Annotated in this window: 23 protein-coding genes; 19 read left to right on the top strand and 4 right to left on the bottom strand. The window is 70.4% G+C overall.

What is annotated here, in order from left to right:
• Positions 1 to 121 precede the first annotated feature (121 nt).
• The 3 genes from pimC to DK412_RS17555 all read right to left on the bottom strand — a co-directional run bounded on the left by pimC (position 122) and on the right by DK412_RS17555 (position 4,954).
• Positions 122 to 1,330, bottom strand: coding sequence for a pimeloyl-CoA dehydrogenase large subunit (pimC, locus tag DK412_RS17565; protein ID WP_109973000.1), 1,209 nt, complete (start codon positions 1,328 to 1,330; stop codon positions 122 to 124).
• A 235-nt stretch (positions 1,331 to 1,565) separates the two neighbouring features.
• A complete protein-coding gene (locus tag DK412_RS17560) occupies positions 1,566 to 3,671 on the bottom strand; it encodes a 3-hydroxyacyl-CoA dehydrogenase NAD-binding domain-containing protein (protein WP_109972999.1) in 2,106 nt (701 codons plus the stop codon).
• Positions 3,672 to 3,751: 80 nt separating this feature from the next.
• Entirely contained in the window at positions 3,752 to 4,954 is a 1,203-nt protein-coding gene (locus DK412_RS17555; protein ID WP_109972998.1) for an acetyl-CoA C-acyltransferase, read from the bottom strand.
• A gap of 246 nt (positions 4,955 to 5,200) precedes the next feature.
• Here DK412_RS17555 and DK412_RS17550 point away from each other — a divergent pair, with 246 nt between their 5' ends.
• Positions 5,201 to 5,974 carry an SDR family oxidoreductase gene (locus DK412_RS17550; protein WP_109972997.1) on the top strand — a complete coding sequence of 258 codons (774 nt, stop codon included), beginning with the start codon at positions 5,201 to 5,203 and terminating at the stop codon, positions 5,972 to 5,974.
• Between the two features lie 52 nt (positions 5,975 to 6,026).
• Entirely contained in the window at positions 6,027 to 7,763 is a 1,737-nt protein-coding gene (locus DK412_RS17545) for a class I adenylate-forming enzyme family protein (protein ID WP_109972996.1), read from the top strand.
• 283 nt (positions 7,764 to 8,046) lie between these two features.
• Here DK412_RS17545 and DK412_RS17540 read toward each other — a convergent pair whose 3' ends face one another.
• Complete coding sequence (locus DK412_RS17540; RefSeq protein WP_109972995.1) at positions 8,047 to 8,367, bottom strand: PilZ domain-containing protein; 321 nt, start codon at positions 8,365 to 8,367, stop codon at positions 8,047 to 8,049.
• Between the two features lie 197 nt (positions 8,368 to 8,564).
• Between DK412_RS17540 and DK412_RS17535 the strand changes: the two genes are divergently transcribed.
• The 17 genes from DK412_RS17535 to DK412_RS17455 all read left to right on the top strand — a co-directional run bounded on the left by DK412_RS17535 (position 8,565) and on the right by DK412_RS17455 (position 22,980).
• Complete coding sequence (locus DK412_RS17535) at positions 8,565 to 9,095, top strand: hypothetical protein (RefSeq protein ID WP_245447027.1); 531 nt, start codon at positions 8,565 to 8,567, stop codon at positions 9,093 to 9,095.
• A gap of 157 nt (positions 9,096 to 9,252) precedes the next feature.
• Entirely contained in the window at positions 9,253 to 10,482 is a 1,230-nt protein-coding gene (locus DK412_RS17530; protein WP_109972993.1) for a DUF1217 domain-containing protein, read from the top strand.
• A gap of 7 nt (positions 10,483 to 10,489) precedes the next feature.
• Complete coding sequence (gene flgF, locus DK412_RS17525; protein WP_109972992.1) at positions 10,490 to 11,218, top strand: flagellar basal-body rod protein FlgF; 729 nt, start codon at positions 10,490 to 10,492, stop codon at positions 11,216 to 11,218.
• A gap of 4 nt (positions 11,219 to 11,222) precedes the next feature.
• The gene (gene fliI, locus DK412_RS17520) at positions 11,223 to 12,566 is read left to right on the top strand and encodes a flagellar protein export ATPase FliI (protein ID WP_109972991.1); all 1,344 of its coding nucleotides are present in this window, start codon (positions 11,223 to 11,225) and stop codon (positions 12,564 to 12,566) included.
• 162 nt (positions 12,567 to 12,728) lie between these two features.
• A complete protein-coding gene (locus DK412_RS17515; RefSeq protein ID WP_109972990.1) occupies positions 12,729 to 13,988 on the top strand; it encodes a flagellar hook protein FlgE in 1,260 nt (419 codons plus the stop codon).
• A 28-nt stretch (positions 13,989 to 14,016) separates the two neighbouring features.
• Positions 14,017 to 15,474, top strand: coding sequence for a flagellar hook-associated protein FlgK (gene flgK, locus DK412_RS17510; protein ID WP_109972989.1), 1,458 nt, complete (start codon positions 14,017 to 14,019; stop codon positions 15,472 to 15,474).
• Between the two features lie 37 nt (positions 15,475 to 15,511).
• Entirely contained in the window at positions 15,512 to 16,552 is a 1,041-nt protein-coding gene (locus DK412_RS17505) for a flagellar hook-associated family protein (protein WP_245447026.1), read from the top strand.
• Positions 16,553 to 16,628: 76 nt separating this feature from the next.
• Positions 16,629 to 16,976: a flagellar biosynthesis regulator FlaF gene (gene flaF / locus DK412_RS17500; protein WP_109972988.1), complete on the top strand. Its 348-nt coding sequence runs from the start codon at positions 16,629 to 16,631 to the stop codon at positions 16,974 to 16,976.
• Positions 16,977 to 16,984: 8 nt separating this feature from the next.
• Positions 16,985 to 17,524: a flagellar biosynthesis repressor FlbT gene (gene flbT, locus DK412_RS17495; protein WP_109972987.1), complete on the top strand. Its 540-nt coding sequence runs from the start codon at positions 16,985 to 16,987 to the stop codon at positions 17,522 to 17,524.
• Positions 17,525 to 17,944 carry a flagellar hook assembly protein FlgD gene (gene flgD / locus DK412_RS17490; RefSeq protein ID WP_109972986.1) on the top strand — a complete coding sequence of 140 codons (420 nt, stop codon included), beginning with the start codon at positions 17,525 to 17,527 and terminating at the stop codon, positions 17,942 to 17,944.
• Positions 17,945 to 18,082: 138 nt separating this feature from the next.
• Complete coding sequence (locus DK412_RS17485) at positions 18,083 to 18,349, top strand: flagellar biosynthetic protein FliQ (protein ID WP_109972985.1); 267 nt, start codon at positions 18,083 to 18,085, stop codon at positions 18,347 to 18,349.
• Between the two features lie 70 nt (positions 18,350 to 18,419).
• Complete coding sequence (gene flhA / locus DK412_RS17480; protein WP_109972984.1) at positions 18,420 to 20,507, top strand: flagellar biosynthesis protein FlhA; 2,088 nt, start codon at positions 18,420 to 18,422, stop codon at positions 20,505 to 20,507.
• Complete coding sequence (gene fliR / locus DK412_RS17475) at positions 20,504 to 21,259, top strand: flagellar biosynthesis protein FliR (RefSeq protein WP_245447024.1); 756 nt, start codon at positions 20,504 to 20,506, stop codon at positions 21,257 to 21,259. Before flhA ends, fliR begins: the two co-directional genes overlap by 4 nt.
• Positions 21,256 to 21,669: a hypothetical protein gene (locus DK412_RS17470; RefSeq protein WP_109972983.1), complete on the top strand. Its 414-nt coding sequence runs from the start codon at positions 21,256 to 21,258 to the stop codon at positions 21,667 to 21,669. The genes fliR and DK412_RS17470 overlap by 4 nt, the downstream gene beginning before the upstream one ends.
• A 50-nt stretch (positions 21,670 to 21,719) precedes the next feature.
• Entirely contained in the window at positions 21,720 to 22,193 is a 474-nt protein-coding gene (locus DK412_RS17465; RefSeq protein WP_109972982.1) for a rod-binding protein, read from the top strand.
• A gap of 5 nt (positions 22,194 to 22,198) precedes the next feature.
• Positions 22,199 to 22,534, top strand: a complete 336-nt coding sequence (locus tag DK412_RS17460; protein WP_109975333.1) for a flagellar protein FlgN — start codon at positions 22,199 to 22,201, stop codon at positions 22,532 to 22,534.
• Positions 22,531 to 22,980 carry a hypothetical protein gene (locus tag DK412_RS17455; RefSeq protein ID WP_109972981.1) on the top strand — a complete coding sequence of 150 codons (450 nt, stop codon included), beginning with the start codon at positions 22,531 to 22,533 and terminating at the stop codon, positions 22,978 to 22,980. The genes DK412_RS17460 and DK412_RS17455 overlap by 4 nt, the downstream gene beginning before the upstream one ends.
• Positions 22,981 to 22,988: the final 8 nt, after the last annotated feature.

Below are 22,988 nucleotides of genomic sequence, written 5' to 3'. Positions count from 1 at the left end.
ATGCTGCACCGCTGCAGAGAGGCAGACGCTTCGCGAATTCTTGTGCTGGTTCCCGGGTCGCATTCCGCTGACGCTGCATGCGCCCGGGAAAGGGCGGAGTGATTATCGAAGAATCCCGGGGCTACAGCCCCAGGATTGCCTTCGCGATGATGTTCTTCTGGATCTCGTTCGAGCCCCCGTAGATCGAGATCTTGCGCCAGTTGAAGTAGGTCGGCGCGGCGGGCCCCGCCCAGTCGGGCCCGACCGGCGGCTCGTTGCTCAAGGACTCGTCGCCCTCGTCCTCCGGCACGAAGGGCAGGGCGTAGGGGCCGACGACTTCGAGCAGCAGCTCGGTCGTCGCCTGCTGGATCTCCGAGCCCTTGATCTTGAGGATCGAGGAGGCCGGATCCGGCTTGCCCTTCTCACGGGTGCGCTCGGCGGCCACCACGCGCAGCTGCGTCATCTCAAGCGCCTTCAGCTCGATCTCGAGCGCCGCCAGCTTCTCGCGGAAGCGCGGATTCTCCAGAATCGGCGTGTCGCCGACCCGCTCCAAAGCCGCCAGCTCCTTCAGGCGCCGGATGCGCTGCTTGGAGACGCCGACGCGGGCGATGTTGGTGCGCTCGTTGCCGAGCAGGAACTTGGCGTAGTCCCAGCCCTTGTTCTCCTGGCCGACCAGGTTCTCGACCGGCACCTTGACGTCGTCGAAGAAGACCTCGTTGACCTCGTGCCCGCCGTCGATGGTCTGGATCGGCCGCACGGTGATGCCCGGCGTCTTCATGTCGATGAGGAGGAAGCTGATACCCTCCTGCTTCTTCACGGTCGCGTCGGTGCGCACGAGGCAGAAGATCCAGTCGGCGTGCTGGCCGAGCGTGGTCCAGGTCTTCTGGCCGTTGACGATATAGTGGTCGCCCTTCCGGACCGCCTTGGTCTTGAGCGAGGCGAGGTCGGAGCCCGAGCCCGGCTCGGAGAAGCCCTGGCACCACCAGTCGTCGATGTTGGCGATGCGGGGCAGGAAGTGCTTCTTCTGCGCCTCGTTGCCGAACTGAGCGATCACCGGCCCGACCATGTAGACGCCGAATTGCAGCGGCGACGGGGCGGGGAAGCTCTGGAGCTCGTCGAGGAAGATGTACTGGCGCACCGGATCCCAGCCGGTGCCGCCCCACTCGACGGGCCAGTTCGGCACCGCCCAGCCCTTCTTGTTGAGGATCTTCTGCCAAGTGACGATGTCGTCCTTCGACGGGTGGCGCCCGTCGATCAGCTTCTGGCGGATCTCCTGCGGCAGGTTCTCCTGGAAGAAGGTGCGGACTTCCTGGCGGAAGGCGCGCTCCTCGGGGGTGAAGCGAAGGTCCATGGGGTGCCTCCTGATCTGGTTATTGTTTCAAATACCGGCTCGACGCCCGACCCCTCCCCCCTCTGCGGGGGAGGGTGCCCCGCTGCGAGTGCGAAGCACTCGTGCGCGGGGCGGGAGAGGGGACGCCGTTTCCGGAGAGGTCGCGCGCTCGATGAAGGGCGAACCCTGGATCGGCGTCGCGGTCCCCTCTCCCAGCCTGCTCCGCAGAGGGGGAGGGTTCAAAGCAGAGCCGTCGCTACAAGTCCTTGAAGCTCTTGCCTTCCGCCGCCAACCGCTCCAGCAGCGCCGACGGCTTGAACGCCTCGCCGTACTCGGCCTCGTAGACCCGCAGGCGCTCCAGCACCTTCGGCAGCCCGATCGTGTCGGCCCAGAACATCGGCCCGCCGCGGTAGACCGGCCAGCCGTAGCCGTTGATCCACACGATATCGATGTCCGAGGCCCGGATCGCCTTGCCCTCTTCGAGGATCTTCGCGCCCTCGTTGACCATCGGGTAGAGGGTGCGCTCCAAGATCTCCTGGTCGCCGGCGTCGCGGCGCTTGACGCCCTGGCGCTCGGCGACCTTCGCGATGATCTCCTCGGTGACCCGGGAGGGCGTCGCCTTGCGCTTGGCGTCGTAGTCGTAGAAGCCGGCCCCGGTCTTCTGGCCGCGGCGGTCCTGCTCGCAGAGGAGGTCGCGCACGGTCTCGGACTTGTTGGTCTCCCGGCTCCAGCCGATGTCGAGGCCGGCGAGGTCGCTCATCGTGAACGGGCCCATCGGCAGGCCGAACTCGTAGATCACCCGGTCGACGTCCCAGGGGGTGACGCCCTCCAGGATCAGGCGGTTGGCCTCGCGCTGGCGCTGGGCCAGCATCCGGTTGCCGACGAAGCCGTGGCAGACGCCGACCAGCACCGGGATCTTGCCGATCTTCCGGCCGATCTGCATCGCGGTGGCGATGACGTCCTTGGCGGTCTTCTCGCCGCGCACCACCTCCAGGAGGCGCATGACGTTGGCCGGCGAGAAGAAGTGCATGCCGATCACGTCGGCCGGCCGGCTCGTCATCGCCGCGATGGCGTCGACGTCGAGGTAGGAGGTGTTCGAGGCCAGGATCGCGCCGGGCTTGGCGATCTTGTCCAGCTTGGAAAAGATCTCCTTCTTGATGCCCATATCCTCGAACACGGCCTCGATGATGAGGTCGCACTCGGCGAGCTGTTCGAGGTCCAGGGTATCGGACAGGAGGCCCATCCGGGTCTCGACGTCCTCGGGCTTCAACCGGCCCTTCTTGGCGGTGTTCTCGTAGTTGGTGCGGATGGTCTTGAGGCCGCGATCCAGCGCCTCGCGCTTGGTCTCGACGATCGTCACCGGGATGCCGGCGTTCAGAAAGTTCATCGAGATGCCGCCGCCCATCGTGCCGGCGCCGATGACGCCGACGCGGGCGATGGGGCGGGCGGGCGTGTCGTCCGGCACGTCCGGGATCTTCGCCGCCTGGCGCTCGGCGAAGAACACGTAGCGCTGCGCCGCCGACTGGGTGCCGGAGACGAGCTTCTGGAATTCGGCCCGCTCGAAGGCCAGCCCCTCGTCGAAAGGCAGCCGGCAGGCGGCCTCGACGCAGGCGATGCAGGCTTCGGGCGCCTCGAAGCCGCGGGTCTTGCGGGCATTCTCCTCGCGGAACGTCGCGAACAGGCCCGGATCGTCGCGTCCCTCGGCGATCTTGTCGTCACGGTCGCGGATCTTGGTGAGCGGCCGGCCTTCCGCCACCACCCGCTCGGCGAAGGCGACGGCGTGGGCGCGAAGCGAATCCTCCGGCGCCAGCTCGTCGACCAGCCCCATGCCGGCGGCCGCCTTGGCGCCGATCGGCGAGCCGCCGACGATCACCTCCAGCGCCTTGCGGGGTCCCACCACCCGCGGCAGCCGCTGGGTGCCGCCGGCGCCGGGCAGGATGCCGAGCTTGACCTCCGGCAACCCGACCTTGGCCGAGGGCACCGCCACCCGATAGTGGCAGGCGAGCGCGGTCTCGAGCCCGCCGCCGAGCGCGTTGCCGTGGATCGCCGCGACGACGGGCTTCGAGGAGGCCTCGATCCGGTTGAGCAGGTCGGGCAGGCTGATGCCGCTCTGCGGCTTGCCGAACTCGGTGATGTCGGCCCCGGCCGAGAACATCCGGCCGCCGCCGATCAGCACGATCGCCTTCACGGCGGGATCGGCCTCCGCGGCCTCGACCGCCGCCAGGATCCCCTGGCGCAGGGCGGTGCCGAGCGCGTTCACCGGGCCCGATTGCAGCGTCAGCACCGCGACCGCGCCCTCGCGGGCGGTCGAGACGACGGTGTCGTTGGTGGGGCTACCTTGGGCGTTGGAATCTTGCGCCATATCCCGAAAAATCCCTCTGCCGGCGTCCTCCGGGCGCCTCTTGCCGGGCGCCGTCGCGTGAGCCGGATGATGTGGCAGGTTCAGTAGATCTCGAACAGGCCCGCGGCGCCCATGCCGCCGCCGACGCACATCGTCACGACGCCGTACTTGGCGCCGCGGCGGCGGCCTTCCAGCAGGATGTGCCCGGTCATCCGCGCCCCCGACATGCCGTAGGGATGCCCGATCGAGATCGCGCCGCCATTGACGTTCAGGCGCTCGTCCGGGATGCCGAGCGTGTCGCGACAGTAGAGCACCTGGCTGGCGAAGGCCTCGTTCAGCTCCCAGAGGTCGATGTCCTCGACCTTCAACCCGTGCTGCTTCAGGAGCTTCGGCACCGCGAAGACCGGGCCGATGCCCATCTCGTCCGGGTTGCAGCCGGCGACCGCCATGCCGCGATAGGCGCCGAGCGGCTTGAGGCCCCGGCGCTCTGCCTCGCGTGCCTCCATCAGCACCACCGCCGCCGCCCCGTCCGAGAGCTGGCTGGCATTCCCGGCGGTGATGAACTGCCCTTCCTTGAGGCGCTGGCCGTCCTTGAACACGGGCTTGAGGCCCTGGAGATCCTCCAGCTTGGTCTGGGGCCGGTTGCCCTCGTCCTGCGCAAGCGTGACCTCCTTGTGCGAGACCGCGCCGGTCGCCTTGTCGACCACCGCCATGCGGGCAGCCATCGGTACGATCTCGTCGGCGAAGAGATTCTCGGCTTGCGCCTGCGCGGTCTTCCGCTGCGAGCGCAGGGCGTAGGCGTCCTGCGCCTCGCGGCTGATGCCGTACCGAGTGGCGACGTTCTCGGCGGTCTCGATCATCGTCATGTAGATCGCCGGCACGTGCTCGACGAGCCACGGATCCTGGCCGCGGAAGCGGTTGGCCTTGTCGTTCTGCACGAGCGAGATCGACTCGAGGCCGCCGCCGACCGCGACGTCGAGCCCGTCGGTGATGATCTCCTTCGCGGCGGTCGCGATCGCCATCAGGCCGGAGGCGCATTGCCGGTCGAGGCTCATGCCCGCCACCGTCTCGGGCAGCCCGGCGCGGAGCGCCGCCTGGCGCGCGACGTTGCCGCCGGTCGAGCCCTGCTGGAGCGCCGCCCCCATCACGACGTCTCCGATCTCGGCCGGGTCGATGCCGGCGCGGGAGACGGCGTGCGCGATGGCGTGGGCGCCGAGCGCCTGGCCTTGCGTGTCGTTGAATGCGCCCCGGTAGGCCTTGCCGATGGGGGTGCGCGCGGTGGCGACGATGACGGCTTCGCGCATCTCAGGAATCCTCCCACGATCCCGGCCGCCGCTCTTTCCGGCGGGGCGGGCCTCCGACCTATTATCGGGGATTGGGTATGGAGCCGCAAGGGCCCCGGAAACCGCGGTTCGAACAGGGGGTATCCCCTCGTTCCACCCTCCCCACGGCCGCGTTTTCGAAAACACGGCTTGCTTAATCGCCATACGGGGCTAAGGTCGCCCCAAAAGCAAGGCCTGTTTTGCCAGAGGCCCCGCGGGAGGACGCCCATGCAGACGCCGCTCTTCGACCTCACCGGCCGCGTCGCCATCGTCACCGGCTCGTCCCGCGGCATCGGGCGGGCCATCGCCGAGCGCCTGGCCGAGCACGGGGCGAAGGTCGTCATCTCGTCCCGCAAGGCGGAGGCCTGCGCCCCCGTCGCCGAGGCGATCAACGCCCGCCACGGCGAGGAGCGGGCGATCGTGATCCCGGCCAGCATCTCGCAGAAATCCGACCTTGAGCGACTCGCGAACGGCACGCTGGACCGGTTCGGCCGCATCGACACGGTCGTCTGCAACGCCGCCTCGAACCCGTATTACGGTCCGATGAGCGGGATCTCGGACGACCAGTTCCGCAAGATCCTCGACAACAACGTGATCGCCAGCCACTGGCTGATCGGCTTCTGTGCACCGGGCATGATCGAGCGCCGGGACGGGTCGATCATCCTGGTCTCGTCCGTCGGCGGCCTGAAGGGCTCGGGCGTCATCGGCGCCTACAACGTCTCGAAGGCAGCGGACTTCCAGCTCGCCCGCAACCTCGCGGTCGAGCTCGGGCCACACAACGTGCGGGTCAACTGCATCGCGCCCGGCCTGATCCAGACCGACTTCGCCCGCGCCCTGTGGGAGGACCCGAAGTCGCGCGCCGCCTACACGGCGCGCACGCCGCTCGCCCGCATCGGCCAGCCCGACGAGATCGCCGGCGCCGCGGTCTTCCTGGCGAGCCCGGCCGGCGCCTTCATGACCGGCCAGAGCATCGTGATCGACGGCGGGCAGACCATCACCTGATCGTCCCCCCTGCCCGTCCGCGAAGAAAGCCACACCAGTCACGAGCCCGCCGATGACCGAGCCGTCCGCCGCGACGACCCCGAAAGCCTGGCCTGCGATCTCCCTCGCCGAGGCGACCGCGCGGCTGACCGCGCCCGGTTCTCCCTTCGCGGTCGGCGAGATCTCGATCCGCGGCGTGCCGACCCGGATCTGGGCCAACGCTCCGCTCACCCTGCGCGACATCTTCGTCGCCGGGCGGGCGCACGGGGACAAGACCTTCCTGGTCTACGAGGACGAGCGGGCGAGCTTCGAGGCGTTCGGCCGGGCCACCCTGGCGCTCGCCGCGGACCTGATCCGCGGCGGCGTGCAGCCCGGGGACCGGGTGGCGATCGCGATGCGCAACCTGCCGGAATGGCCGGTGGCGTTCTTCGCCGCGACCCTGGCCGGTGCGATCGTCACGCCCCTCAACGCCTGGTGGACCGGCCCCGAACTCGACCACGGCTTCACCGATTCCGGCGCCTCCGTCGCCATCGTCGACGAGGAGCGCTGGGCTCGCATCAGCGAGCGGCGTGCCGGCTATCCGGCGCTCAGGCGCGTGCTGATCGCCCGTGCCCCGGCCGCCCCCGGTACCGAGAGCCTGACCGACATCATCGGCGCGGTGCCGGACTGGGGCGCCCTGCCGGAGGGAACGCTGCCGGACGTCGCGATCGGGCCGGAGGACATCGCCACCCTGTTCTACACCTCCGGCACCACCGGCCGCTCGAAAGGGGCGATCGGCACCCAGCGGGCCGGCGCCAGCGGGGTGATGGCCCACCCGTTCTCCGCCGCCCGCGCCTTCCTGCGCCGGGGCGAGCCGGTGCCGGTGCCGGACCCGAACGCGCCGCAGAAGGCGGCCCTGCTGTCGATCCCGCTGTTCCACGTCACCGGCTGCTTCGCGACCCTGGTGCCCAACCTCTACCGGGGCGGACGGCTGGTGATGATGCGGCGCTGGGACCTCGCCCGCGCGATGGTGCTGATCGAGCGCGAGCGCTGCACCAGCGCCGGCGGCGTGCCGACGATCGCGTTCCAGCTCCTCGACGGGATGGCGGCCGGCACGCACGACCTCTCCTCGCTCGAAACCATCAGCTACGGCGGCGCCCCGGCCCCGGCCGACCTGGTGCGCCGCCTGCGCGCCGCCTTCCCGAAGGCGCAGCCGGCGACCGGCTGGGGCATGACCGAGACCACCGCCACCTTCACCCACCACCAGGGCGAGGATTACGTCCACCGCCCCGACAGCTGCGGCCCGGCGCTGCCGGTCTGCGACGCGAAGGTGATGGATCCGGAGGAGCATCCCTTGCCCCCGGGCGAGGTCGGCGAGCTGTGGGTCAAGGGCCCGATCGTGGTCGCGGGCTACTGGAACCGGCCCGACGCCGATGCCGAGGTGCTGCGCGAGGGCTGGCTGCGCACCGGCGACCTCGCGCGGATCGACGAGGAAGGCTTCATCACCATCGTCGACCGGGCCAAGGACATGCTGATCCGCGGCGGCGAGAACATCTATTGCGGCGAGGTCGAGAGCGTCCTCTACGAGCACCCGGCGGTGGTCGACGCCGCCGTCGTCGGCCTCCCTCACCCGACTCTGGGCGAGGAGCCCGGTGCCGTGGTGGCGATCGCGCGCGGCGCGGAAGCCGGCGAGGACGAGTTGCGCGCCTTCGTGGCCGCGCGGCTCGCCGCCTTCAAGGTGCCGGTGCGGATCCTGCTCCACGACGAGATCCTGCCGCGCAACCCGAACGGCAAGATCCTGAAGGGCGAGCTGAAGAAGTTGTTCAAATAACCGCTCGAACCCCCTGACGGCGCTATACACCGCGCTGGATCGACAAGTTCAAACTCCCCTTTCCCGGACGACTGAAGCGTCAGCGGAAGGAGATCCGGGATCCAGCACGAAAAGTCGCGAAGCGTCCGCCTCTCTGCGACGTCGCAAAGGCAGAGCCGCTTCGCGGCACTTCCTGTGCTGGATCCCGGACCTCCTTCCACTTCGTTCCAGTCGTCCGGGAAAGGGGGCGGAGAAATCAGGATCGAACCGTCCCCGGGACGCCGAAGAGAAGCCCGCCCCGCCTTCACTCGACGTAGAACCCCCCACCCTCGAACGTCACCCCGGCATAATCTCCCCGGCGCCAGCGCAGGCGCACCGTCACGGTGCGCAGGTCGTGGGCGGCGATGACGAGGGGAAAGGTGTCGGGCAGGGCGACGCGGGCGGGGACGCGCAGGCGAGCGCCCTCGTTCGAGACGTCGGCGATCGCACAGGCGACGGAGTGGTCGGGGCCGAGCACGATCCGCCCCTGCTGGATCAGGCGCCGCCGCCGGCCCGCCCGGGGGATCGGTGCGGAACCCTGGCCGCCATCGTCCGCGACGCCGTCTGTCTCCCGCAGATCGGTCATGGAGTCCCCTTGCGTCGGGCCTTCGCGCCCGCGCGGGAACGCTTACGGCTTTCTCGACGCCGCGAAAACCCGGCGCGCCGTCTGTCAGCTCGTTGACCTTGGCGATGGCGTTAACCAAGCGTCAAGCCTGTTCCTTCATCTCTCGTTAGCCATCAACCGTCGAACCACTCCCGGCCATGCCCGCAGCTCCGCCAAAAGTGAAGCACCGCTCCCATCCTCCCGAGAGCCCGGTCGCGGGCCTGATCGCCCGCCGTCGGGCCCGGGAGGCCGCGGCGGAGCGGGGCGTGTTCGGCGCCGCGATCCTGCTCGCGCTCACCGCCACGGGCTTTGCCGGCTACACCCTGTCCCAGCCGGCCCGGCCCTACGACGTGCGGGAGGTGCTGCCGGCGCTGACCGCGCCGTTCTCCTGGAAGCGCACCGTCGCGGAAGCCCGCGCGCCCGAGCCCGACCTCGATCCCCTGGTCACCGGCTCGTTGGCGGACGTCCCGGCGGCGCCCGCGGCAGGACCGGTCGCGGCCCTGCCGGAGCGGACGGCGCCTCCACCTTCCGGCTTCGCCCTTCGGCGCGCCGCCGCGGGCCAGGCCGTGGTGGAGGGACGCGACGGCCTGCACGAGGTCGCCGTCGGCTCCACCCTGCCCGGGGCCGGACGGGTCCTGTCGATCCGCAGCACCAGCGCCGGCTGGATCGTCATCACCACCGAGACGATCATCGGACCGACCCCGCTGTGAGTGCGCTGCGGCAAGCTGCGGGGCTGCGGCAAGCCACGCGCAAGCCGCGGCAAGCCACGAGCAAGCGTGGCCCCCTAGAGCGGAGGCTCCCGCCGGGTGCCGTGCCGCCGCGGCAGGCTTTCCCCTCCCACCGTGCCGACGGGCCGGAGACGAATCCGTGACCAGCACCCTGACGAGCTACATGCTCCTGTCGCGGAACCTCGCGACCTCGCTGCAGCGCAAGGGCAACGAGCCGATCGTCGCCCGCGAGACCGCCTACTACCAGGCCAATATCGGCAAGGTGAAGTCGATCGACGACTTCATGGGCGACCAACGGCTCTACAGCTACGCGATGAAGGCCTTCGGCCTCGAGGACATGACCTACGCCAAGGCGTTCATGCGCAAGGTCCTGACCGAGGGCGCGAGCGATTCGACGGCCTTCGCCAACCGCCTGGCCGACGACCGCTACGTCGCCTTCGCGAAGGCCTTCGACTTCGCGGCCGGCGCCACCGCGCAGGGCACCGACCCGACGATGGTCACGGAGGACTACGTGCTGCCGGCCGCCAGCGCGAAGCTCACCCTCTCGACCGCGCTCGCCGCGTCCTACGACTTCTCCGGCACCAACGAGGCGAGCTTCACCGTCTCCTCGCAGCTCGACGCCACCACGACGAAGAGCGCCGCGATCGTCCTCAACAAGGCGACCTTCTCCGGCAAGGTCGTCGACCTGACCAAGGTCAGCCAAGCCGACATCGCCGCGGCGATCAACGCCCAGATCGACGCCTCCGGCGCCGACGGACTCGCGGGCAAGGTGCAGGTCGGCCTCACGGCGAATGGCAGCCTGGGCTTCGAGACCACCGACTACGCCGATCTCGGCCTCGACGGGGAGCAGGGCGGCACCGGCGTGAACGCCGACACGATCTACTTCGCCGGCGGGACGAACCGCACCGTCACGGTGAACAACGCCGCCCTGTCGGCTCCGGGCCAGACCGCGGTCGACATCGGCAACGGCACGGACCCCTCGCCGAGCGCCAACGTCAAGGGCGTGGTCGACGCCTACCTGCAGCAGAGCCTCGAAGGCGATGCCGGCGCCGAGGATACCGGGGTACGCCTCGCCCTCTACTTCGCCCGCAAGGCGCCGACGCTGAGGAGCGGCTACGACATCCTGGGCGACCCCGCCCTGACCCAGGTCATCAACACGGTCATCGGCCTGCCGGCGACGAGCAGCGCCACCACCAGCGACGCCCTGGCGGTGCGCGCCAGCCTCATCGCCTCCAAAGTCGACTTCGCGAGCTTCAACGACCCGGCCAAGGTCGAGGCCTTCGCCCGGCGCTTCGCGGCGATCTGGGACGCGCAGAACAACACCGCCACGGATCCGATCCTGGCCCTGTTCAGCAACGATCAGGCGTGAGGCGGCGATGCAGAACAGCCTCTACGTCAACCTCTCGACCCAGGTCGCCCTCGACAAGCGCCTGAACACCACCGCCAACAACGTCGCCAACATGGCGACCGTGGGCTTCCGCGCCGAGGAGATGAAGTTCTCGGCCCTGCTCGCCCAGGCGACCAAGGGCGCGGTGGCCTTCGTGAGCTCGAACGACACCTACCTGTCGCGGGCCTCCGGGCAGATCACCAAGACCGAGGCGCCCCTCGACGTCGCGATCCAGGGCGATGCGTGGTTCGGCATCGGCGGGACGTCCGGTCCGGCCTACACCCGTGACGGGCGCCTCACGATGGATGCCACCGGGCAGCTGCGCACCCTCACCGGGCAGCCGGTGCTCGATCCCGGCGGCTCGCCCCTCCTCCTCGATCCGCAGCAGGGCCCGCCGACCATCGGGCGCGACGGCAGCATCTATCAGGGCACCAACCAGGTCGGGTCGCTCGGCCTGTTCACCCTCGACAAGAAGGGCACGCTCGCCCGCGCGCCCGGCAACGCCGTGACCTCCAGCCTGCCGGCGCGGCCGGTGCAGGACTTCACCGGCATCGGGGTGGTCCAGGGCTACGTCGAGGGCTCGAACGTCAACCCGATCATGGAGATGACGAAGCTCATCACCATCCAGCGCGCCTTCGAGAGCGCCGCCACCGCGACCGCGGAGGCCGAATCCTCGCTCCAGAGCGCCGTGAAGTCGCTCTCGCCGCAGGGGAGCTGAGATCATGGTCGCGGACCCTCGCGCGGCGGATCCGATCGCGCGCCTCGCCGAGGCGATGGCGGCGGCCCGGCAGGACGGGGCCCTGGTGCGGATCGGCGGGCCGATCCGCGAGGTGACGGCGAGCGCCTGCCGCATCGGCGGCGTCGCGCCCTTCGTGCGCCTCGGCGACCGGATGAGCTTCTCCGCCAACGGCCGCGCGCAGATCGGCGAGATCGTCCGGGTCGATGCCGAGGGCGCGACGCTCAAGGGCTACGAGAGCCGGATCGAGGCCGGAATCGGCACCATCGCCCACCGCCTCGGACCGGCCGAGCTGCGGCCCGATCCGAGCTGGAAGGGCCGGGTCATCGACGCCCTCGGGCGCCCGGTGGACGGCGCCGGACCGCTCAGCGCCGGCGCCCTCGCCGTCCCCCTCGACGCCGACCCGCCGGCGGCGCTCGGCCGGGCCCGGGTGCGGGCCCCGTTGCGCACCGGGGTCCGGGCGCTCGACCTGTTCACCCCGCTCTGCGCCGGCCAGCGCATCGGCATCTTCGCCGGCTCCGGCGTCGGCAAGTCGACCCTGCTCGCCATGCTGGCCGGCGCCGACGGCTTCGACAGCGTCGTGGTCGCCCTGGTGGGCGAGCGCGGTCGCGAGGTGCGCGAGTTCCTCGAAGGCGCCCTGGCGCCGAGCCGCGACCGCGCCGTGGTGGTGGTCTCGACCGGCGACGAGAGCCCGATGATGCGCCGCCAGGCGCCGAAGGTGGCCCTGGCCGTCGCCGAGGCCTTTCGCGATCGCGGCGAATCGGTGCTGCTGATCGTCGATTCGGTGACGCGCTACGCCCATGCCGCCCGCGACGTGGCGCTGGCGGCCGGCGAGCCGGCGGTGGCCCGCGGCTACCCGCCGAGCGTCTTCTCCGACCTGCCGCGCCTGCTGGAGCGGGCCGGCCCGGGCCTGGAGGGCCGCGGCACCATCACGGGCGTGTTCTCGGTCCTGGTCGATGGCGACGACCACAACGATCCGGTCGCCGACAGCATCCGGGGCACGCTGGACGGCCACGTCGTCCTCGACCGGGCCATCGCCGAGCAGGGGCGCTATCCCGCGGTCGACCTCCTCGGCTCGATCTCCCGGCTCGCCACCGAGGTCTGGACGCCCGAGCAGCGCGACCTGATCCGCAAGCTCCGGGCGATGATGGCGCGCTTCGAGGAGACCCGGGACCTGCGCCTGATGGGCGGCTACCGGGCCGGGACCGATGCCGAGCTCGACCAGGCCATCGGCCTGGTGCCGCGGATCTACGAGGCGCTGCGCCAGGATCCGGGCCAGCCGCCGAGCCGGGACGCGTTCCTGGAGCTCGCCCAGAGCCTGCGGGGCTGATTGCGCGATGCCAGCGAGCCCGCCCCCGACCGCGCCGTTCAAGCCCCGCGCAAGCCTGTGCGGGTCTATTCCAGCCCGAGTTCCGGCTTCGCGAATCGCATTCTCGCAAGCCTCACGCTGCCTGCGTCCCATCCGAAGCATTTTGACGAACGAGGTCCCGCAATGAGTCTCATCGGCGTGCTCCGCTCCGGTGTCTCGGGCATGAATGCCCAGTCCAACCGCATCTCGACCGTGGCGGAGAACATCCAGAATTCCGGCACGACGGGCTACAAGCGCAGCTCGACGGAGTTCTCCTCGCTGCTGATCGCCGATACCGGGACGGGCAACTACAATTCCGGCTCGGTCGAGACGACCGTGCGGCGCACGGTGAGCGAGGGCGGCACCATCAACGCCACGACATCGAAGTCCGACCTCGCGATCGACGGCAACGGCTTCTTCGTCGTCAACGACCCGTCCGGTGCGCCGCTCCTGACCCGGGCCGGCAACTTCAAGATCGACGCGTCGAGCGGCAACTTCACCAACGCCGCCGGCATGACCCTGATGGGCTACAGCCTGCTGAACGGCGAGCCCTCGACGACCCTCAACGGCGTTGCCGACATGGTTCCGATCAGCCTCGAATCGGTCAGCAGCCGGGCGACGCCGACCACCGAGGGCACCCTGTCGGGCAAGCTTCCGGTCGACGCGAACACCGCCGCCGCCGGCCAGTACTCGAAGAAGTACTCGCTCGTGACCTACGACAACGTCGGCAAGGCGCGGACCCTCGACGTCTACCTGGCGAAGAACGCGAACAACACCTGGACGGCCTCGGTCTACGACGCCGCCAACCCGACGCCCGCGGGCAGCACCCCGGCCCTGCCGACCGGCACGCCGCTGGCGACCACCACGCTCGGCTTCGACGCCCAGGGCAAGATCACCGGCACCGGTGCCGCGGCAGGTCCCTATACGGGCCCGAAATCCATGACCCTGACCGTCCCGGGCGGCCAGGGCATGACCCTCGACCTCTCTTCCATGACCCAGCTCGCCGGCGACTACGCCGTGGATGGCAAGGCCAACGGCCAGGCGCCAGCCGCGGTGACCGGCACCTCGTTCGACGCGGACGGCACCGTCTACGCCACCTTCGACGACGGCACGCGCCTCGCGGCCTTCAAGATCCCGGTCGCCACCGTGCCGAGCGCCGACAACCTCGAGCCGCGCTCCGGCAACGTCTACCGGCCGACGGTCGATTCCGGCGCGATCCAGGTCGGCTTCGCCAGCCAGGGCGGCCGCGGCAAGATCCTGTCGGGCTCTCTCGAGCAGTCGAACGTCGACGTCAGCACCGAGCTCACCGCGATGATCGAAGCGCAGTCGACCTACACCGCCAACTCGAAGGTGTTCACGACCGGCAACGAGATGCTGGACACCCTGATGAGCCTGAAGCGGTAACGGCAGACAAGCCAACCGGAGCTGACAGATGGGCCTCTCGCTCGCGCTCAATTCGGCACGCACGGCGCTCCTCGCGACGTCGAGCCAGATCGCCACCACCGCCCGCAACACCGCGGGGGCGAACGACCCCGGCTACTCGCGCAAGGTCGTCAGCCTGGTGAGCGGCGCCGGCGGGACCAGCGTCGTGGTGACCCGCGCGAGCGACGCGGCCCTGTTCACCCGCAAGCTCTCGGCGGCTTCGGCCGCCGCCGAGGGCCAGGCCCTGCTCGACGGCCTCACCGCCCTGTCGAAGACGGTCGGCGACACCAGCGAGGCGGGTTCGCCGGCCGCACGGCTCGGCGCCTTCAACGCGGCGCTCCAGGCCGCCGGCAACCGCCCGGACGATGCCGTCCTCGCCAGGAACGCGATCGAGAGCGCCCGCGACCTCGCCACGAGCCTCAACAGCGCGGCGGAGGCGGTGCACGACGCCCGCCTCCAGGCCGACCAGGGCATGGCGGACTCGGTCGCGCGGATCAACGAGCTGCTCGGCCAGTTCGACCTGGCCAACAAGGCGGTGATGCGCGGCACGGCGAGCGGCCAGGACGTCAGCGACAGCCTCGACGACCGCGACCGCATCCTGTCGCAGCTCTCCGCCGAGATCGGCATCTCGGTCTCCGACCGGCCGGGCGGCGACATGGCGATCACCACCGACAGCGGCGTGGCGCTGTTCGACCGGGGTGCCCGGACCGTGAGCTTCACCCCGACGGCGGCGTTCTCGGCCGGCACGGTCGGTGCGGCCGTGACGATCGACGGGGTGCCGGTCACCGGGGCCAGTTCCCCGATGCGCCTCGCGAGCGGGCGGCTCGCCGGCCTCGTCTCCTTGCGCGACGACGCGGCCGTCACCTACGAGAACCAGCTCGACGCCATCGCCGGCGCCCTGGTCGACACCTTCCAGGAGGCCGATACCCGCAGCGCCCCGGCCTATGTCGGGCCGATGGCCGGCCTGTTCACCGCGGGCTCCGGCGGCACCCTGCCGACCTCGAGCCTCGGGCTCGCCGGACGCATCGCGCTCAACGCCGCCGCCGATCCGCAGGCCGGCGGCACCGTCACCGCCTTGCGCGACGGCGGCATGAACGGCAGCGCCTACCGGTCGAATCCGGGCAGCGACGCGGCCTATGCCGGGCGCCTGCGCGCCCTGACCGACGGGCTCGCGACGGCGCGCAGCTTCACCCCGGGCCCGCCGCTGAACGAGACCGCGACGCTTGCGGGCTTCGCGGCGGATTCCGCCGGCTGGCTCGAAGCGACCCGCAAGGCCGCGTCCGGCGAGGCCGACTACCAGAAGACCCTGCTCAGCCGGGCGACCGACGCCCTGTCGAACGCCGTCGGCGTCAACGGCGACGACGAGACCGCCCAGATGCTGCAGCTGCAGCGCTCCTACACCGCCTCGGCCAAGATCCTGACCATGGTGGATACCCTGCTCCAGACCCTCCTGACCGCGATCCGGTGAGTCGTCCCGGCCCCCGCAAGACAGAGCCCTGCCCGCCATGATGACCACGAGCTACATCTCCAGCCTCAGCCTGTGGAACGCGCCGCGGAGCGCCTCGGCCCGGCTCCAGGCCGAGATGGCCAACGCGACCCAGGAAATCGCCACGGGACGCTACACGGATGTCGGCCTCGCCCTCGGCGGCCAGGTCAGCCGCAGCCTGTCCCTGCGCCAGAGCGCGGCGGAGATCACCGCCCTCAAGGACAGCAACGGCCTCGCCGCGCTCCGCCTCGGCGCGAGCCAGACCGTCCTGCAGCAGCTGCAGAAATCCGCCGACGCGCAATTCGCCAGCCTGACCGGCCTGCCGGCGGACAAGCGCGTCGCCGCGATGGCGGCCTCGGCCGGCGACACCCTCGCGTCGCTGACGGGCCTCCTCAATTCCTCGGCGAGCGGGCAGGCCTTGTTCTCCGGCATCAACACCAGCGCCAATCCGATCCGCGACGGGGCCGTGGCGGATGCCAAGACCGCCGCGACGACGGCGTTCCAGGCCGCCTTCGGCTTCCCGCCGGACGATGCCCGGGCCGCCACCCTGACGGCGCCGCAGATCAAGAGCTTCCTCGAGGGGACGCTCGCGGCCCAGTTCGCCGACCCGAGCTGGGGCACCACCTGGTCGCAGGCCTCGGACACGGCCGTGACCAGCCGGATTTCCCTCGGCGAGACCGTCACCACGTCGGTCAGCGCCAACGGGACGGCGTTCCGCCAGCTCGCGCAAGCCGCGATCGTGTCGGGGCTCGGCCTCACCGGCCTCTCGGCCGACGCCCAGGCCGTCGTCTCCGACCGGGCGATGGGCTTGCTGAGCCAGGCCAGCGCCGGGCTGGTCTCGCTCCAGGCCGATCTCGGCCGCAGCCAGTCGCGGATCACCGACGCCAATACCCGACTCGACGCCCAATCCGCCCGCATCAAGACGGAGATCGCCGGCCTCGAAGAGGTCGACCCGACCGAGGCCCAGACCCGGTTCACCGCCGCCAAGACCCAGCTCCAGATGTCCTACTCGCTGACCGCGCAGATCCAGGAGCTGTCGCTCCTGAAATACGTCGCGTAAGCGCCCGGCGACCCGCCGTCCACTCCCGCGCCGCGCGCCGACGCGCAAGACACCAGACCGACGAGGCATCGGCCCGATGTATCGCTTTTCCTATTCCGAGATCCTGGAGGACGCGCCCGAGGTCGGCCGCGAGCGCGAGCGCGCCGCCTTCGATCGGGCCCTCACCCTCCTGCGCGACGTCGAGGCCCGCGGCCTCGCCGGGCCGGAGCGGACCGCCGCGGTCGGCTACGTCCAGGATCTGTGGAACGTCCTGATCGCCGACCTCCTGGGTCCCGACAACGCCCTGCCCCCGGCCCTGCGCGACGACCTCGTGTCGATCGGCGCCTGGACCATGCAGGAGGCGGGTGCCGTGCTGAGCTCGCCCGAGCGCAGCCTCGCCGCGCTGATCGAGGTGAACACCTCGATCCGCGACGGGCTCCGGTGAGCCGCGCCATGCGCCTGTCGCTGCGCGCCGGAGAGCGGATCTACATCAACGGCGCCGTGCTGCGGGTCGACCGGAAGGTCGCGGTCGAGCTCCTGAACGACGCGACCTTCCTGCTCGAGAGCCACGTGCTGCAGGCCGAGGACGCGACGACGCCCCTGCGCCAGCTCTACTTCGCCGCCCAGACCATGCTGATCGATCCCGGCCAGGCCGAGGCGGCGCGGGCCCTCTACGACGGCCTCCGCGACGGCCTGCTGGCGGCGACCGGCGAGGCGGCCCTGCGCGACGGCCTCGCCGCCGCCCACGCGCTGATCGAGGGCGGCCGCCTGTTCGAGGCGCTGAAGCTGATCCGCGGGCTCTACCCCCTCGAAGCCGCGCTGATGAGCGCCGGGGAGGCGCCCGCCGCCCCGGTGCCCGGCCCGGGCCTGACCGCGCTGGCCCGCCGCACCCGCGTGGCCGACCGGCCCCGCGAGCGCGCCACCGTGCGGCCCCCGGCGGTGAGCCGCCGCGCCGCCCCCTCCGCCCTGCCCGCCCGAGAGCCCGAGGCCTGAATGACCGTCGACACCACCACCAGCGCCACCTCGAGCGCGGGCACCACTGCGACCGCGGCCGCCGCCAAGGCCGGCAGCTCGTTCGCCGCCAAGATGAACTCGGACACCTTCCTGACGCTGCTGATGGCGCAGCTCAAGAACCAGGATCCGACGAAGCCGATGGATTCGACCGAGTATGTCGGCCAGCTCGCCACCTTCTCGCAGGTCGAGCAGGCGACGAAGACCAACACGAAGCTCGATTCGCTGCTCGCCTCGAGCTTCCTCGACCAGGCCGATACGGTGATCGGCCGCACCCTCACCTCGGCCGACGGCACCCAGACCGGCACCGTCCAGTCCGTGCGGGTGACGGCCGACGGGGCGCTGGCGCGGCTGACCAGCGGCCAGGACGTGCTGCTGACCTCCGGCGTCGTGATACAATAGGCCGGCAGCCCTGGAGCATTTTCCGACCAAGCGGCCGCCGGTTGGACGAAGAAAATGCGCTAAAATCAAACACCTGGAGCACTTCGCGATGGCAACGCGATCGTGCAGTGCTCTAGAGGGCACCGAAGGAGTCCCGTCATGAGCGAGGTCGACGCCCTCGAGCTCGTCCGCGCCGCGATCTGGACGGTGATCGTCGCCGCGGGTCCGGCGGTCGGCGCCGCGATGCTGGTCGGCATCGCGGTGGCGCTGCTGCAGGCGCTCACCCAGGTCCAGGAGGTCACCCTGACCTTCGTGCCGAAGATCGTGGTGATCCTGCTCGTCCTCCTCGTCACCGGCACCTTCGTCGGCGGGCAGATCCACGCCTTCGCGGAGGCCGCCTACGGGCGGATCGCGACGGGGTTCTGAGGGCCCCAACCCCCGCGCAAGCTAGCCGTGGCACACCCGTCCGCGACAATCCGCGGAGGGTGGTGGGATCATGGCGGTGGGCGCGGCAGTGGCGGTCGAGCGCAAGTCGCGGCGGGATTTCGGCTTCGCGGCCGGCATCGTGGCGATCCTGGCGGTGCTGTTCCTGCCGGTGCCGGCGGTCCTCATCGATGTCGGGCTCGCCTTCTCGATCGCCCTGTCGGTGCTGATCCTGATGGTGGCCCTCTGGATCCAGAAGCCGCTCGAATTCTCGTCCTTCCCGACCGTCCTGCTGATCGCCACCCTCCTGCGGCTGGCGCTCGGCATCGCCACGACGCGATTGATCCTGGCCAACGGCCAGAAGGGCGTGGACGCCGCCGGCCACGTCATCCAGGGCTTCTCGCAGTTCGTGATGAGCGGCGACTTCGTGATCGGGATCGTGGTCTTCCTGATCCTGATCACGGTCAACTTCCTCGTCATCACCAAGGGCGCGACCCGCATCGCGGAGGTCGGCGCCCGCTTCACCCTCGACGCGATCCCCGGCAAGCAGATGGCGATCGACGCCGATCTCAATGCCGGCTTGATCGACGACAAGGAGGCGCAGCGGCGACGCCGCGAACTGGAGGAGGAGAGCGCCTTCTTCGGCTCGATGGACGGCGCCTCGAAATTCGTGCGCGGCGAGGCGGTGGCCTCGCTCATCATCATCGCGGTCAACGTCTTCGGCGGCATCATCATCGGGACGACGCGGCACGGCCTGCCGCTCGGCACCGCCGCCGACATCTTCACCAAGCTCTCGGTCGGCGACGGCCTCGTCTCGCAGATCCCGGCGCTCATCGTCTCGCTGGCCGCCGGCCTGCTGGTCTCGAAGGGCGGCACGCGGGGCACCGCCGAGCAGGCGGTGATCGGGCAGCTCGGCGCCTATCCGCGGGCGCTCCTCGTCGCGGCGGCGATGATGGGCGTGTTCGCCCTCGTGCCGGGCCTGCCCTTCCTGCCCTTCACGGCGCTCAGCGGCCTCCTGTTCTTCGTCGCCCGCACCATCCCCCGCCGGCTCCAGGCCCAGGCCAAGGCGGCCGAAGCCAAGGCCAGGGCCGAGGAGGCGGTGAAGCAGGCCGAGGCGAAGGAGAAGGATTCGGTCAAGGACTCGCTCAAGACCCCGGAGATCGAGCTCTGCCTCGGCCGCCAGGCCGCCTCGCAGATCCAGGCTAGCCAAGCCGAGCTGACCCACCGGGTCGCCAAGATGCGGCGCAAGTTCGCCCGCCAATACGGTTTCGTGGTGCCGGACATCAAGGTCTCGGACAACCTCGCCCTGCCGCCGAAGAGCTACCAGATCCTGATCCACGGCACCGTGGCGGCGAGCCAGGAGATCCGACCCGGCGAGATGCTGGTGGTGGTCGGCGACGGGCCGAAGCCCGACGTGCCGAGCGACGAGGTGCGCGAGCCCGCCTTCGGCCTCAAGGCGCTGTGGGTGATGGATTCCTATGCCGGCGAGGTCCGCCGCGGCGGCTTCGAGCCGATCGACGGCGCCTCGGTGCTGCTCACCCACCTCTCCGAGGTGATCCGCAACAACCTGCCGCAATTCCTCTCCTACAAGGACATGCGCGGCCTGCTCGACCGGCTCGATCCCGAGTACAAGCGCCTGCTCGACGAGATCTGCCCGTCGCAGATTTCCTACTCGGGCTTGCAGGCGGTGCTGAAGCTGCTGCTCGCCGAGCGGGTGTCGATCCGCAACCTGCACCTGATCCTGGAGGCCATCGCCGAGATCACTCCGCATGCGCGCCGGTCCGAGCAGATCGCCGAGCACGTGCGGATGCGCATGGCGCAGCAGATCTGCGGCGACCTCGCCGAGAACGGCGTGCTCAGCGTCCTGCGCCTCGGCGCCAGCTGGGACCTGTCGTTCCACCAGAGCCTGAAGCGCGACGCCAAGGGCGAGGTGGTGGAGTTCGACATCGACCCGCGCCTCGTCGAGCAGTTCGGCACCGAGGCCTCGGAGGCGATCCGCGCCCGGATGCGCGAGGTGCACGGCTTCGCCCTCGTCACCGCCCCGGACGCGCGGCCCTACGTGCGGATGATCATCGAGCGCATCTTCCCGACCCTGCCGGTGCTCTCGCATCTCGAGATCGCCCGCGGCGTCGAGATCAAGTCCCTGGGCACCGTCTCGTGACGAAGATCGGGCCGGACAGCTTCCTCGCCGTCTTCCTGATCTTCTGCCGCGTCGGCGGCTGCCTGCTCGTCGTGCCGGGCCTCTCGAGCCCGCGGGTGCCGCAACAGGTCCGGCTCCTGATCGCCGGCGCCGTCTCGCTGGCCATCGCCCCCCTGATCGTGCCGCAATTCGAGCCGCGCCTCGCCGGCCAGATGCCGATGCAGACGCTCGCCTGGATCGTCAGCGAGACCCTGACCGGGCTGATGATCGGCTTCCTCGGCCGGATCTTCATCCTGGTGCTGGAGACGGTGATGAACGCGACCTCGACCATGGTGGGCTTCGGCGGCATGCCGGGCTCGCCGGTCGAGGGCACCGACCCGGTGCCGGCGGTCGAGGGGCTGATCCTGCTCACCGCGACCGCTCTGCTCTTCGCCGCCGACCTGCACTGGGAGCTGTTTCGCGGCCTCGTCGAGTCCTACGCCCGCATCCCGCCCGGCGAGGGGCTCGGTAGCCAGCTGATGCTGACCCGAATCGTCGACCAGGTCGCCAGCGCCTTCATGTTGGGGCTGCGCATCACCGCGCCGTTCATCATCTACGCGATCCTGGTCAACCTGGCGGCGGGCTTCGTCAACAAGCTCACGCCGACGATTCCGGTCTACTTCGTCGCCACGCCGTTCGTGATGTTCGGCGGTCTCCTCATGCTTTACTATCTCGCGGGCGAGTTCATGACGCAGTTCCTCCTCGGCTACGCGGCCTGGCTGGTGCGCGGATGAGGACGACCGGCGACCGGCTGAAGCGCGCGCAGCGCCTCGTCACGGTGCAGGAGCAGATGCGCCGCGCGGCGGAGATCGAGCTCGCCGCCACGCGCGAGCGCGCCGCCGGGATCGAGGCCGACCGGGTGCGGCTGCTCGCGGCCCTCGCCTCCTCCGATCACGGCCCGATGCTGCTGGAGGCGACCGCCCGGCGCCTGCGCGGGCTCGCCGCGCAAGCCACCGCGGTCGAGGCGCAGGCCGCCGCGCAGGCCGACGCCGTCCGCGAGCGCGGCCTCGCCCAGAAGCGGGCCGAGGCACTCGCCGAGCGTAGGGCCGACGACCATCGCCGCGAGGCGGACAAGCGCGACGACCTCGAACGCCTCGACGGCCTGGCCGCGCGTCCCGCCCGTCCCGACGCAAGCCTCCCGTAAGCCAGGGCCGCTAAGACCTCGTTCACCCTTCAATCCGGACCCGGCTGCCGATGAGCATCTCCCCGCCCTCCGACATCGTGCTCGACGTGGCCCGGGCCGCCGATCCGTCGCGCTACCAGGAGGCCGCCGCCAAGCTGTCGCAGCCGGGCAGCGCCGGCGCCACCGCCTTCGCGGACGCGGCCCGCGACGTCGGGCTCTCGACCCATATGCCGCTCGATGCCCGCGGCACACTCCTGACCATGCAGAACCAGACCGCGCTCACCGGCGCCGGCAGCGATCCCTACAAGAAGTTCGAGGGGCTGGTGCTGCAGCAATTCGTCGAGGCGATGATGCCGGAGAAGTCCGAGACGGTGTACGGCAAGGGCAATGCCGGCGGCATCTGGAAGTCGATGCTGGCCGAGCAGATCGGGACCCAGATCGCCAAGGCCGGCGGCATCGGCATCGCCAAGATGCTGAACGCCGCCCATCCCAACACTCCGGCCACCGCGCCGGCGGACGCCGCCAATCCCGCGGCCAAGGTGTGACCGCCATGCTGCTCGCCTGCATCAAGCGGCTCGAAGCCGTCGTCGAGGAGGAGACCGAGGCGCTGGAGGCGCATGCCCCCGCCGACCTCGACGACCTCAACCGCCGCAAGAGCCAGGGCCTCCTCGAACTCACCCGCCTCACCCGCGGCCTCGACGTCGCGGCGCTCGACGCCACCGTGGCGATCCACCTGGCGCGCCTGCGCGACAAGCTCGCCCGCAACCAGCAGGTCGTCGCCCTGCACCTGCGGGCGCTGGAGGAGATCGACGACACCCTGACCCAGGTCGCGCTGGCCGCGGATTCCGACGGCACCTACTCGGCGCGGACGAGCCCCCGGCCATGAAGATCCTGATCACCGGCCTGTGGATCTGCGCCGTCACCATCGCCTCCTGCTACGGCGCGGTGACCTTCGGCGGCGGCATCTTCTCGGGAAAGAAGACCGAGCCGTACCTCGAGGGCTTGCAGTACCAGAAGCTCGCGCCGATCAACATCCCGATGATCGCCGACGGGCGGGTGCAGGGCTACGTCATCGCCGTGCTGGTCTTCACGGCGGACGCCAAGCTGATGCACACCCTGCCGGTGCCGCCCAACGCCTTCGTGGTCGACGAGGCCTTCCGCCAGATCTACGGCGACACGGCCCTCGATTTCCGGAAATTGGCGAAATACGACATCACCAAGCGGCTGGCCGAGGTGCGGGCGAAGGTGAACGAGCGCTTAGGGGGCGACGTCGTCAAGGACGTGCTGGTGGACGAGATCAACTTCGTCGCGAAGCGGGAAGTGCGGTCGTAGAGTTGCGT

Origin of the sequence: Methylobacterium sp. 17Sr1-1 (assembly GCF_003173775.1) — a bacterium.
Taxonomy (GTDB): domain Bacteria; phylum Pseudomonadota; class Alphaproteobacteria; order Rhizobiales; family Beijerinckiaceae; genus Methylobacterium.
This window is presented reverse-complemented; position numbering and strand designations above follow the sequence as displayed.